Below are 11,662 nucleotides of genomic sequence, written 5' to 3'. Positions count from 1 at the left end.
GCATCACCGCAGGCCAACGCACCAACGACGGTTCGTTCAGCATTCCAATGGGCAGCCCTCACTTCGGAGGCGCGCAAGTTTTATATGTTATACTTGTTGCTTGACTAAGTGCGATAGAACGATAGTATGATTAATAATTTTTCTCGGCAACTTCGACGGAAGATGTTCCTCTTTGCCTTTTTGGGCGCCCTTGCCATGCTCGCTGCGATCACGCTGGCAGGTGTAGGCTTTTCTTTCCCCAAGGGAACTCAGCTAATAGCGTTTATATGCCTTTCTTCAGTAGCTCTTAGTGCCCTTGCGTTCATGACTGCGCTCGCTTCTTTTGCCTTCACAGGGAAATTTCGCTCTGCACTCCACAGGAGTGCTGACGAACAGGAGGAAACGGCCGTTTGGCGATTGTCCGGCAAGCTCTTGCTGATCAAGATCTCTTTTAGCTTCCTGGCATTCAGCGCTGTGTTACTGGCTCTCGCTGTTGTATTGAATACCTGGTCATGAAGACCAGAAGACACGCGGATCGGGTCAATGCCGGGACGCGGCAACAAGCTCACCTGGTCCCTTGCACCCCCTTCCTGGCAGCCAAGGTCCTGCCCATCCTGTTCGCCGAGTACGAGCGGGTCCACTGGGTCTACTGAGGATGAAATCTCGGCGTAACGGTGCGCTTGGGGTCAATTCCGGTGCGTTGTCCGTGTGGGTGTAGACCTGGAGGTATGAGATACGCGGACAGAAAGGGGTCCCCGTAGCGAACAGCGAAAATCCAACGGATATAGATCTGACCTGCGGTTAGTGGGTTCGGCGTGGTGGGGCGAGGATGCCGGTGATCTCGGCCACGGCCTCGCCGCCGGGGCGGGTGTAGCGCATGGCGGCGCGGGGGTTCTTGTGGCGGGTCTTGGCCATGATGAGTTGGAGCGGCACCTTCTGCTCGCCCAGGTGGGTAGCGGCCGAATGGCGCAGCTGGTGCGGGTCGAGGCCGAGATGCCGCTCCATGAGCACGCGCACCCGGTCGTAGCCCAAACGGGGCCGCCCGGTGTGGGGGCAGATGTGCTCGGGGCTGGGACGCCGGGCGGGGACAGGGCGCCGGTCGGCGAGGAACAACGGGCCGCGTGTTCGGACAGGCCCGTCGGGGTGGCCGTTGGGCAGTCGGAGAAGGCGGGGTAGGAGGCGGGCGGTGCCGGCGTCCCAGTACACCCACTCAATGTCGCCGCCCTTGGACCGCAGCGGCGCGGGCGGCGGTCTCGTACAGCATCCGGTAGAGCGTCTTGTCCCGCAGCGGGAGGTCGCGCCGGGACAGCAGCCGTTCCAGCTTGATCTTGGCGACGGCCTTGGTGTGGTCGACGCTCTCGCGGCGACGTTCGGCGTCGGCGGGGACCGACGGCGCCGCCCATCTCTTCTTGGTGGCGCACCAGGTGAGCCAGGAGGAGACGGCGGCGCGGTTGCGGTTCCAGGTGGCCGACGCGCATCCACCCCACAGGATGGTGAGGGCATCGCCGATCTCGGTGTCGGAGACGTCTGCCAGGAGCCGCTCGCGGCCGCCGACTGCGGCGATGGTCCGGTCGATGGCCGAGGCGTAGGCGCGGCGGGTGTTGTCGTTGGCGACCCGGTGGGTGGACAGGAATTCGTCGGCCGCGTCGCCGAGGTTGATCGCGGCGCCGCGCAGCGCGATGACCTTCGCGTTGGGTCAGCACCGACAAGCAGAAGACCCAACGCCAGCACGACGCCATCGACCCGATTTACCTGAAGGTCTTCGAGGAGAAGGCCAGCGGCAAGACCGGCCCGCGCTGCTGAACACGCTGTCCTACATCCGTTATGGGGACATGCTGTGCGTCCAGGAGGTCGACCGCCTCGGCCGCAACCTCCTCGAAGGGCTCATCGTCCTCAACAACCTGTTCCAGCGAGGCATCGCGGTTAAGGTGCTGAAGCGAATCGCGGCCGGCGAGCACACCGAGCGCTCCCTGATTCTCGATCTGGCCCTGTCCGAGGACCGGCGCCGCGACATCGTCCGCAAAACCAAGGACGGCTTGGAGGCGGCCCGCCGCCGCAATCGGGTCAGCGGCCGCTGGCCCGTGGTTGACGACGACAAACGCGCCGCCATCCGCACCATCGCCGCTGGCGTCAAGGTCTCCATCGGCGTCGTCCACAAGACCCTCCCAGACACCAAGGATTCGCAAGCCGCCCCGGCAACCAGCCGGATCGGAACGGCCAGTGGCGGTAAGCCGCGCCCCGACGCCTCGCTAACGCCACTGACCGTTCCATTACTGCTCGCCCCCCGCCGGTGAGAAGGATGCTCTCGTACCGCCGCGCCGACTCAGGCGCCGGGCGGGTAACCGGTGTTCAGGCTGAGCGCGATCTGCACCTGACGGACCAGTACCGTGACCAGCCGTTCAGGCGAAGATCGAATGATCATGCACCTGGCGCCCGCCTTCACCTCCCGGTCGGTGAGTGGCCGACGCCGAAAAGCTGTCCAGCGGTCGGGAAGAAGGTCATGGACAATGCGCCACTCAGGGAAGGTCTGCTCAAGCGCGGCGCGCTGGCGCTCCTCGGACGCGCCCACGACAACGGCGATCTGTGCTGCTCCTTTCATCGCGATCACCTCGGCACGTTCCGGTACGGGTGAGGCGAGCGACTGCGGACGGAAGCGAGGGCCGGACCGTCGTGGTGCTGCCCTGCAGCGCGGGATCGGCGCCCGATCACGATGTCACCCGCCCCGCCGCCTCCCGGGCGATGGCCTCGTGCCGATCGACCTCGGCCCGCAGCTCGTCGAGGGTGTCGGCGTCGACCGTACGGTCCGCACCCGCATCCGTCTCGGCGTCGGTGAACGGAAGGACGCGGGACGCCCACAGCCGTCCCTTGTCACTGAGAATCACCCGCCAGCCGGGAATGGTCGATTTGGGGATAGTAGTTCTAGCATCTTCCATGGATCGGACCTCCGCAGTCCGCTCTAGGACCCGTCCGGACGTGTGCAGCGTCGGACGGGTCCGCCTTATGGGATGGGAAAGAAGCTGGTTCGCGCCGTATGGCTCGGGCGGCCGGGGCGTCGGTGGAGCAGTCTTGACCTCGTCAGGACCGCAGGCAACCGGGTGTGCACCATAGGAGGCGGGGCGTCGGCGATCATCGCGCCGGGGTGGCGCGAAGGCAGCGGGCCGCGATCCCCGAGGCCGGAAGGATCGAGAGATCCTCCGGGCTTGCGGTGTTGGCACGCTGGGAACGGGGGCCGGTTCGGGGCGCCGCTGGGCGGGCACCAACGGGATCACCTCGACAGGAGCCACGACGGCGGGCGGCTCGAAACCAGGCAGGTGACTCGGTCCTGTACGGCGCCGAGCCTCCAGGCGCGTGGCAATCAGCTCGCCCGACGGCTGCGCGTACTCGTGATCGACGAGGTGATCTGGGCAGCCGTGCGCGTAAGGTGCGTGCCCGCAGACGGCGCAGCCCATCGGCATCGGCGCTCTGTCGGTGAAACAGTCGCAGCCACTCACCATGGTCCGGTCGAGAACCGGAGCACCAGGATTGTTCACGGACCGGGGCTCACTTCCTGATCAAGAACCCGTCCGGACGTCGCAAGCGCCGAGCTGGTTCGTTCGCGTTCACGGGGAGCAGCGACTGGGAGCAATGGCTTCTTGACGACCTGCACCACTCCCAGCGAGACATCCCAATGATGGATGGGAAATCCCATGATCACAATATGTAATCTCAAGATGACTGACCGTGAGTCGGGGAAGGGAATCTTCGTGGGGCAAACTGTCCCCATGCAGAACACCGTCCGCCAACGCCGACTGGCCCGGGAGATCCGCAGCCTTCGAGATGCCGCAGGCTGGACGACCACCGAGGCCGCACAGCACCTTTCCTGGTCGAAGAGCAGGCTCAACCGGCTGGAGACGGGCGCGGCCAAGGCCACGGAGCAGGACGTGGCCGAGATCTGCGACGTCTACAAGGTCACCGAGTCTGTGCGGACCGCACTCGTCCAACTGGTGCGAGACAGTGCCCGCCACGGCTGGTGGACCGCTTACAGCGATGTGTTCGCCGGATCGTACGTCGGACTTGAGGATGAGGCGTCACTCATCAAGGAGTGGGGCGTCCAACTCGTTCCCGGCCTGCTTCAGACCGAAGACTACGCCCGGGAGATCATAAGCACGGGGCTCGGAAACGGTGACGCAGAGCAGGTGTATCGCCGCGTGATGGCCAGGATGGCGCGAAAGACGCTGCTCGGAAGACCGAACCCGCCTGGGCTGCATGCCGTCATCGACGAAGCGGTGCTTCATCGTCCGATCGGCGGTCCTGAGGTGATGCGGGAGCAGCTACGGGCTCTGATCATCGCAGCCCGTCGGCCCAACGTGACCATTCAGGTGTTGCCCTTCGGAGTCGGTGTCCACGCGGGCATGGACGGCTCGTTCATTCTCCTTGAGTACGCCAACACCGCTGACGACGTCGCCTACGTGGCAGGAACTGCCGGGGATGTGTACGTCGAGAACCCCGAGCACGTAACGCTCTATAAAATGTCTTTTAAGCGCATTTGCAGTGCAGCGCTCGCCCCTGACGCATCGCAAGCGATGATCGCCGCGGCCATGAAGGAGTAGCCATGTCCTCTGATCTGCTCGGCGCCGAGTTCCGCAAGTCCAGTTACAGCAACAGCGGCGACGCATGCGTCGAGGTGGCGACGAACCTGCCGGGCCTCGTCGCCGTCCGCGACAGCAAGGACCCGTCCGGCCCCGCGCTGACCTTCACCCCGAAGGCATGGCGCGACTTTCTGGCGAGCGTCCGCGACGGCGGCTTCTGACCAGACCCGTAACGGCGGACACGACCGCGGACGTACGAGGTCTTCTACCGATACAGCGCGACAAAGGACATTCATGACCCCCATTCCCCCGCAGTCCGTCGTTCTCGTCACCGGGATCCAGGCCGCGGGCAAGTCGACCGTCGCGCAGATGCTGGCCGAGCGGTTGCCGCGCTCGGTGCACGTCCGGGGCGACCTGTTCCGCCGGATGGTGGTCAACGGCCGGGCCGACATGACGCCCGACCCGTCCGCCGAGGCGGTGCGGCAACTGCGGTTGCGGTACCGGCTGACCGCGGCCACCTGCGACGCGTACGCCGAGGACGGGTTCACGGTGGTCGCCCAGGATGTCGTGCTCGGCGACCACCTCGCCGAGATGACCGAGCTCATCCGGCGGCGGCCGCTGTTCGTCGTCGTGCTCGCCCCGCGCCCCGAGGCCGTCGCCGCCCGCGAGGCGGCCCGGGGCAAGGACGCCTACGACCGGTGGACCATCGACCTTCTCGACAAGGGCCTGCGTACCACGACCCCCCGCCTCGGCCTCTGGCTCGACACCTCCGACCAGACCCCCGAGGAGACCGTGGACGAGATCGTCGAACGGGCGGGGGCCGAGGCCGAGGTCCGGTGATCGGTCAGACGCTCCACCCACGGTGGTCGGTCAGACGTTCCCCCCACGGTGGTCGGTCAGACGTTCCCCCCACGGTGATCGGGCGGACCCTCCACCCACGGTGATCGGTCGGACGCTCCACCCGCGAGGTCGCGAAGCGGGCAGGTGTCACGGTTTTCCTCGGGGGCCGTGGAGCGGTTCCCCGGCTTCGAGGCGTTCGACGTAGTCGGCGATCCTGCGTGCCCTGGTCTCGGCCTTCCTCGCTTTCTCGACGGTGAGCAGGATCTGGTAGCCGTTGCTTCTGCTGAGGGCGGCGAAGGCGGCCGCCGCGGTGGGAGAGGCGTCGAGCGCCGCCCGCAGGTCGGGTGGGACCTCGGCCGTGCTCGCCGGGGCGTAGGCCGCGGCCCAGCGGCCGTCGGCCTTGGCCAGTTCGATCTGTTCGAGCCCGGCCGCTCGCATCCGGCCCGCCGCGATGAGCTTCTCGACCTTGGCACAGTTGATCTTTGACCACGAGCTGCGGGCCCTGCGCGGGGAGAAGCGCTGGGCCCACCAGCCGTCCGGCGAGTTTCCGGAGAATGCCTTGCCGTCGATCCAGCCGTAGCACAGGGCCACGTCCAGGGCCTGGGACCTGGTGACCGAGGGCACCGGCGTCCCCTTCTTCGGCAGGGCGACCCAGACCTCGTCCGCGGTCCGGTGGTTCGCCTCCAGCCAGGTGGCGAACTCCTCGACCGAGGCGAAGCGCAGGTTCTCGTCCGTCATCGAACGCCCTCGACGTGCAGACCTCCGGTCGTGACCTCGGCGGGCCGGCTCCGCTGTTCGGCGGCGGCCTTGACCCGCTCCAGGGTCTTGTGGATGCCGTCGCGCAGTTCCTCGGTGTGCCCCTCGTAGCCGCCGAGCGCCAGGTTGGCGAAGGAAGCGGTGCGCTTCCGCTGCCCGGCGCTCTGCCCGGAGACGTCCCACCGCTCGGTGAGAAGGGTGCCGCCGCCGTCCTGCTCCAGCCGGTAGCTCCAGCGCACGCCGTTGGTGGCGGTGCGGAACGCGAAGGACTTGCCCGGCTCCGCCTGCTCGACCTCGTTGGTGGTGACCCAGGTGACCCAGCCGCGGCGGTTGATCCCGACGAAGCGTGCGCCGACCCCGCGCCTGCCACCGATCCAGAAGCATCGACGGCATTCGGGACTCCACTGTCCCATCCGCGTCACGTCGCTGATGAGGTCCCACACCACGTGCGGATCGGCGTCGATCCAGATCGACACCTCCTCGGGCTCGTAGCCCTCGGGAAGCCCGTTCGCGGCCTTCGCCTTGAGCCTGGCCTCGGCTTTGGCCTCCGCCGGTGCGCGTCGGGCCCCGTCGCGCCGGGCGCGGCGCAGTTCGGCCAGGTAGGGATAGTGGTCCACCTGCATGGTGTGGCGCTTGGACGTCACGTAGCGCTTGGCGAGCTTCTCCTTGTACTGGTCGATCTCCCGGCGCATCCGCTCGGGCGAGGGCAGCGCGGCGCTGCCATCCAGCAGGTCGGCCACCCAGTGGGACTGCGCCTCGGACAGCACCGTGGTCGCGCCCAGGGGCTGGAAGAGGCCGATGAAGTACAGGCCGGGGTGGTTGGGGTCGACCACGCGGTGGAACAGGGAGACGTCGTTGTCGGTGGGGGCGATCACGCTCTCGTCCAGGAACGGGAAGTTGATCTTGTACCCGGTGCTGTAGATGACCGCGTCGATCACCTCGCTGCTGCCGTCGACGAAGTGCACCGTGTCACCGTCGAAACGGGCGATGTTCGGCTTCACCGTGATGTCGCCGTGGCCGAGGCGGGGCAGCAGGGACTCGGAGACGGTCGGGTGGGAGTTGAACAGCTTGTGGCCCGGCTCCGGCAGCCCGTAGTCGGTGACCTTGCCGACCGTGAGGCGCAGCAGACCCGCCATGATCCACCGCTGCATCTCCCTCGGCAGCACCGTGGTGAGGAAGGGGCTGATGAGGTCGTCGCTGGGCTTGCCGAACATGAACTTGGGGAAGACGTACCCTCCGCGGCGCATCGCCATGAAGGTGCGCTCGGAGACGGTGGAGGTCTCCACCGCGATGTCCGACGCCGAGTTACCGAGGCCGAGCACGAGCACCCGCTTGCCGGCGTACTCGTCGGGGACCTTGTAGTAGTGCGAGTGGGTCTGGACGCCCGTGAAGGTGTCCGCGCCGGGGAAGGCCGGCTCGGGGTAGCGGGGGGTCGAGTGGTGTCCGTTCGCCACCACCACCGCCCGGTAGTGGCGGGTGGTCTCGGCGCCGGTGTCGCGGTTGCGCGCGGTCACGTGCCAGCCGCCGCCCTCGGCCGGTTCGACGCGGGTGACCTCGGTACGGAAGATGATCGCGTCACGGAAGCCGAAGTGGTCGACGAAGTCGTCGAAGTAGCGCGCCATCTGGTAGTGGGTGGGATAGGCCGGATAGTGATCCGGCATGGGGTAGCTGCGGTACTCCGTCAGGTGTCGGGAGGTGTTGATGTGCAGCGACCGGTAGCCCGAGGACAGGCCGTTGTCGTTGAGATAGCGCCAGTTGCCCCCGATTTCGGAGCCGGCCTCGTAACAGTCGAAGGCGATACCGCGCTCGTGCAGGACCTGACAGGTGGCGATCCCTGATGATCCCGCTCCGATAATACAGACGTCCTCCATGATTCCCTTCCTTCTTGGGATCGGTTTCCCGGTCGCACCCACCTCACCGTGCCGCTGCGAAACACGAGGCCATATCCCCGGATTTCGCGTCACCCTTTCGCTCAACCGTCCACGGCGTTTACGTTTACCTGCGATCAGGTTATGCCGGTAACACCTTTTGGACAACGGACACCCCATAAGGGTTGCTTATTGAATAACGGAACAACCTCTTATTGGACTCGCGACGCCCCTGCTCATCATGGGTGGCGAATTAAGGTCACCACGGAGCCTGATCGATGCGAGAGAGACCACTTATTGCGACGTCATTGCCCGCCCGCGACCGCGGACGTAGCCTCGTGATCGGAACATCATCCATCACCTATCCGACGCCGGGAAAATCTCCCCTCATCGAGACGGCCCCTGCGTCGCAGAAAGGAAAAACGATGTCCGTCACTTATCCCGAGGCGAAACTGGACGTGCGTTACAGCGAGCCGGGGGTGGAGCCCACGTCGTGGCAGGAGACCCTGGGCCTGCTGGAGACGGCCGAGCTTTTCTGGCTGACGACCGTCCGCGTCGACGGCCGCCCCCACGTGACCCCCGTGGTCGCGGTGTGGCACGACGACGCCATGTACTTCACCACCGCTTCGATCGAGCAGAAGATGCGCAACCTTGAGCACAGCGGAAAGGTCGCGCTGACGACGGGGAACAACCTCTGGACCAAGGGACTCGACATCGTCGTCGAGGGCACGGCCACCGAGATCACCGCCCCCGAGGCCCTGCCGGGGATCGTCGACGCCTTCGACGCGAAGTACGGCGCGCACAACAGCTGGAGCCTGGAGCTCATCGACGATGTCGCCCAGGTCGCGGGCCACCCCGCGATCGTGTTCCGCGTCGAGCCGGCCAAGGTGCTCGCGTTCGGAAAGGAACCGCACGCGCAGACCGGCTACCGCTTCACCGCACCCTCGGCCTGACGGCGATCGCCGCGCGCCCGAATGTCAGCAGAGGCTCCGAACGTCGGCAAGCCCGGCCTCTCACAGAACGTCCGCGAGCCGGGCCTCTCACAGAACGTCCGCGAGCGCGGCGTCGAAGTCGACGTGCCGGAACGTGAACCCCGCCTCGCACAGGACCCTCGGGACCGCGCGCAGGCTGATGAGCGCCAGCTCGTCGGCCGACTCTCCGAACACGGCCCGCACCACCGCCTTCGGTACCGACAGATACACGGGCCGATGGAGTGCCCGGCCGAGCGCCCTGGTGAACTCGTCGTTGGTCACGGGTTCCGGCGCGCACAGATTGACCGGTCCAGAGATGTCCGGGTTCTCCAGGAGGAAGCGGATGGCGGCGACCTCGTCCGGCAGGCTGATCCACGCCACGTACTGCCTGCCGTCGCCGAGTCGCCCGCCCACTCCGAGCCGGATCGGCGGCCTGAGCAGGCTGAGCAGGCCGCCGTCGGACGACAGTACGAGGCCGGTGCGCAGCAGCACGACCCGGCTGCCCGCGTCGCGCGCCACCGTGGTCGCGGCCTCCCAGTCGACGACCATCTCGGCCAGGAAGCCCTGGCCCAGGCCCGCCGTCTCGTCGACGACGTCGTCTCCGGTGTTGCCGTAGAAGCTCAGGCTGGACGCGTTGAGCAGGGTGGGGATGCCGTACTCGGCGACGGCTTCGGCGAGCGTCCTGGCAGGCTCGATGCGGCTGGCACGGATGCGTCGCTTCTGCTCCGCGTTCCAACGTCCCTGGACCGACGAGCCGCACAGGTTGATCACGGCGTCGACGCCGTCGAACGCGTCTCGCGGAATCGTGCCGGACGGGGGATCCCACCGGTGCTCGTCCTTCGCCGCAGGTTCGCGTCGTACGAGTCTGCGCACTTTGTGACCCGCTTCGCGAAGCTCGGAAACGACTACTCTGCCGATAAGACCGGTTGATCCAGCGACGACGATCAGCATATGAACCACATTACTTCGCCCGCATTGTCGCGCGTCAATCCGGCGTCGAGACCGACAGCGGGGGCGATAACCTGATCCATATGGATGAGCGCGACGGAGTGGAAATCATCGCCTTCTCGGACGCGGAGGCGTTCGAGAGCTGGCTTGCCGAGAATTACACGCGCCACGAGGGCCTGTGGGTCAAATTGGCCAAGAAGAAAACCGGTATTCCAACGGTCACTTCCGACGAGCTGGTCGATGTCGGGCTGTGCTACGGCTGGATCTCCGGGCAGCGACTGTCTCTTGATGAGCGGTACTACCTGCAGAAGTACGTGCCGCGACGGCCCAGGAGCCTGTGGTCGCAGGTGAACGTCGACAAGGTCGCGATGCTGACGGCCGCGGGACGGATGCGCGAGCCCGGCCTCGCCGAGGTGCGCAAGGCTCAGGAGGACGGGCGGTGGGCGGTGGCGTACGAGTCGCAGAAGACCGCGACGGTGCCCCCCGATCTCGCGACGGCGCTGGATGCGGACCCGGATGCCAGGAAGGCGTTCGAGGCGCTTGACAAGACCGGACGTTACCTGGTGATCCTGCCGTTGCTCCAGGCGCTCACGCCGGAGAACAGGAAGGCCCGTCTCGACAAAATCCTCGAAACACTCGCAAAGAGCGAAAAAACGCGATAAATCATCGTGATCAAGCCTGGTCGCCGCCCGAATCCGTCCACCTCTCGCCGATGTTCCGGTAGCGGAAAATCACCGGGCCCGTCCAGCCCTTGAGCGACGTGGCCCCCTCCGGGAGTGACCCCCTCCGTCACTCCCGGACCTCTCGAAGACGCGGACCCCCTGGAAACCGCCTCGGAACGGATCGTGGTAGCCCTACTCCGATTCCCGCAGGGAGTGGGTCACCGGGTCCGGGTCATCCGGGCACCACCGGGTCACCGGGTCACGTGAGGCACCGTCTCCAGCCGGGCGAAGTCAGCGCTGATCTCACCGGCGGTCTGGAGCAGCGGCGGAAGGTGCTCCTCCAGGAGCCGTTCCAGAGAGGTCTCCGCGGCGTGGCTGTTCACGTTGATCCCGGCGATCACGCGTCCTGACCCGTCACGCAGCGGCGCGGCGACCGAACGGATCCCCGGCGCGAGCTGCTCGTCGGTGAACGCCCAGCCGCGCGCGCGGACCTCGCGCAGCTCGTCGGCCAGCTCCTCGCGGCCGATCCGCCGCGGTTCGATGCCGGAACGGGACGGCTCGGCCAGCACGCGCTCCACCTCCTCGGGGGTGAGCGCGGCCAGGCAGACCTTGCCCAGCGACGTCGCCTGCGCCGGAAACCGGGTGCCGATCTGCACGGCCAGGCCCACGATCTTGGGAACCGCGACCCGTGCCACGTAGACGATGTCGGAGCCGTCTAGCTGGGCGATCGAGCACGACTCCCCGGTACGGGCGACGAGCCTTTCCAGGTGCGGGCGGGCGACGTCCCACAACCCCATCGAACGCACGTAGGCCACCCCCAGGTCCAGTACCCGGGGGGTGAGCGCGAAGCCTCCCTTGCACGAACGCACGTAACCCAGCTCCTGGAGGGTGAGCAGGATACGGCGGGTGGTCGGCCTGGCCAGACCGGTCGCCGTGGCCACCTGGGTCAGTGACATCACCGGCCGGTTGGGCTGGAAGGCGGTGACGACCTCCAACCCCCGGGCCAGTGCCTCGATGAAATCCGGTCCGACGCCTTCCCGCGGCATTGCCCGACTCCTCACGATGGGGTT

The 11,662-nt window shown here is 66.7% G+C and carries 16 protein-coding genes; 9 read left to right on the top strand and 7 right to left on the bottom strand.

Going from position 1 to position 11,662, the window contains the following annotated elements; genetic code table 11:
- Positions 1-126 precede the first annotated feature (126 nt).
- Both ABZ664_RS34680 and ABZ664_RS34675 read left to right on the top strand, forming a co-directional pair.
- Positions 127-495, top strand: a complete 369-nt coding sequence (locus tag ABZ664_RS34680; RefSeq protein WP_362519875.1) for a hypothetical protein — start codon at positions 127-129, stop codon at positions 493-495.
- On the top strand, positions 492-632 hold the full coding sequence (locus tag ABZ664_RS34675) for a hypothetical protein (protein WP_362519872.1): 141 nt from the start codon (positions 492-494) through the stop codon (positions 630-632). Before ABZ664_RS34680 ends, ABZ664_RS34675 begins: the two co-directional genes overlap by 4 nt.
- A gap of 148 nt (positions 633-780) precedes the next feature.
- Here the strand turns inward: ABZ664_RS34675 and ABZ664_RS34670 are convergent, their stop codons facing one another.
- A complete protein-coding gene (locus ABZ664_RS34670) occupies positions 781-1,185 on the bottom strand; it encodes a tyrosine-type recombinase/integrase (RefSeq protein ID WP_362519869.1) in 405 nt (134 codons plus the stop codon).
- Between the two features lie 122 nt (positions 1,186-1,307).
- On the opposite strand from ABZ664_RS34670, the gene ABZ664_RS34665 reads away from it, so the two are divergent.
- Together ABZ664_RS34665 and ABZ664_RS34660 are read left to right on the top strand one after the other, a co-directional pair.
- Entirely contained in the window at positions 1,308-1,568 is a 261-nt protein-coding gene (locus ABZ664_RS34665) for a hypothetical protein (protein WP_362519866.1), read from the top strand.
- 9 nt (positions 1,569-1,577) lie between these two features.
- Positions 1,578-2,273 (top strand): recombinase family protein, encoded by a 696-nt coding sequence (locus ABZ664_RS34660; RefSeq protein WP_362519863.1) that lies wholly within the window; start codon positions 1,578-1,580, stop codon positions 2,271-2,273.
- A 29-nt stretch (positions 2,274-2,302) separates the two neighbouring features.
- On the opposite strand, the gene ABZ664_RS34655 is transcribed toward ABZ664_RS34660, so the two are convergent.
- Both ABZ664_RS34655 and ABZ664_RS34650 read right to left on the bottom strand, forming a co-directional pair.
- Positions 2,303-2,587: a hypothetical protein gene (locus tag ABZ664_RS34655; RefSeq protein ID WP_362519859.1), complete on the bottom strand. Its 285-nt coding sequence runs from the start codon at positions 2,585-2,587 to the stop codon at positions 2,303-2,305.
- 97 nt (positions 2,588-2,684) lie between these two features.
- Positions 2,685-2,912: a hypothetical protein gene (locus ABZ664_RS34650; RefSeq protein WP_362519856.1), complete on the bottom strand. Its 228-nt coding sequence runs from the start codon at positions 2,910-2,912 to the stop codon at positions 2,685-2,687.
- Positions 2,913-3,689: 777 nt separating this feature from the next.
- Between ABZ664_RS34650 and ABZ664_RS34645 the strand changes: the two genes are divergently transcribed.
- The 3 genes from ABZ664_RS34645 to ABZ664_RS34635 all read left to right on the top strand — a co-directional run bounded on the left by ABZ664_RS34645 (position 3,690) and on the right by ABZ664_RS34635 (position 5,387).
- Complete coding sequence (locus ABZ664_RS34645) at positions 3,690-4,568, top strand: helix-turn-helix transcriptional regulator (protein WP_362519851.1); 879 nt, start codon at positions 3,690-3,692, stop codon at positions 4,566-4,568.
- 2 nt (positions 4,569-4,570) lie between these two features.
- Entirely contained in the window at positions 4,571-4,768 is a 198-nt protein-coding gene (locus ABZ664_RS34640) for a DUF397 domain-containing protein (RefSeq protein WP_362519847.1), read from the top strand.
- Between the two features lie 73 nt (positions 4,769-4,841).
- On the top strand, positions 4,842-5,387 hold the full coding sequence (locus ABZ664_RS34635; protein WP_362519844.1) for an AAA family ATPase: 546 nt from the start codon (positions 4,842-4,844) through the stop codon (positions 5,385-5,387).
- 147 nt (positions 5,388-5,534) lie between these two features.
- On the opposite strand, the gene ABZ664_RS34630 is transcribed toward ABZ664_RS34635, so the two are convergent.
- Entirely contained in the window at positions 5,535-6,125 is a 591-nt protein-coding gene (locus ABZ664_RS34630) for a YdeI/OmpD-associated family protein (RefSeq protein ID WP_362519841.1), read from the bottom strand.
- The gene (locus tag ABZ664_RS34625) at positions 6,122-8,014 is read right to left on the bottom strand and encodes an NAD(P)-binding domain-containing protein (RefSeq protein ID WP_362519838.1); all 1,893 of its coding nucleotides are present in this window, start codon (positions 8,012-8,014) and stop codon (positions 6,122-6,124) included. Before ABZ664_RS34625 ends, ABZ664_RS34630 begins: the two co-directional genes overlap by 4 nt.
- Before the next feature lie 422 nt (positions 8,015-8,436).
- Between ABZ664_RS34625 and ABZ664_RS34620 the strand changes: the two genes are divergently transcribed.
- A complete protein-coding gene (locus ABZ664_RS34620; RefSeq protein ID WP_362519835.1) occupies positions 8,437-8,964 on the top strand; it encodes a pyridoxamine 5'-phosphate oxidase family protein in 528 nt (175 codons plus the stop codon).
- Between the two features lie 87 nt (positions 8,965-9,051).
- On the opposite strand, the gene ABZ664_RS34615 is transcribed toward ABZ664_RS34620, so the two are convergent.
- On the bottom strand, positions 9,052-9,933 hold the full coding sequence (locus ABZ664_RS34615; RefSeq protein ID WP_362519832.1) for a TIGR01777 family oxidoreductase: 882 nt from the start codon (positions 9,931-9,933) through the stop codon (positions 9,052-9,054).
- A gap of 80 nt (positions 9,934-10,013) precedes the next feature.
- On the opposite strand from ABZ664_RS34615, the gene ABZ664_RS34610 reads away from it, so the two are divergent.
- A complete protein-coding gene (locus tag ABZ664_RS34610; protein WP_362519830.1) occupies positions 10,014-10,592 on the top strand; it encodes a YdeI/OmpD-associated family protein in 579 nt (192 codons plus the stop codon).
- Positions 10,593-10,843: 251 nt separating this feature from the next.
- Here ABZ664_RS34610 and ABZ664_RS34605 read toward each other — a convergent pair whose 3' ends face one another.
- A complete protein-coding gene (locus ABZ664_RS34605; RefSeq protein WP_362519827.1) occupies positions 10,844-11,638 on the bottom strand; it encodes an IclR family transcriptional regulator C-terminal domain-containing protein in 795 nt (264 codons plus the stop codon).
- Positions 11,639-11,662: the final 24 nt, after the last annotated feature.

Source organism: Streptosporangium sp. NPDC006930 (assembly GCF_040635605.1).
Classification (GTDB): Bacteria; Actinomycetota; Actinomycetes; order Streptosporangiales; family Streptosporangiaceae; genus Streptosporangium.
This window is presented reverse-complemented; position numbering and strand designations above follow the sequence as displayed.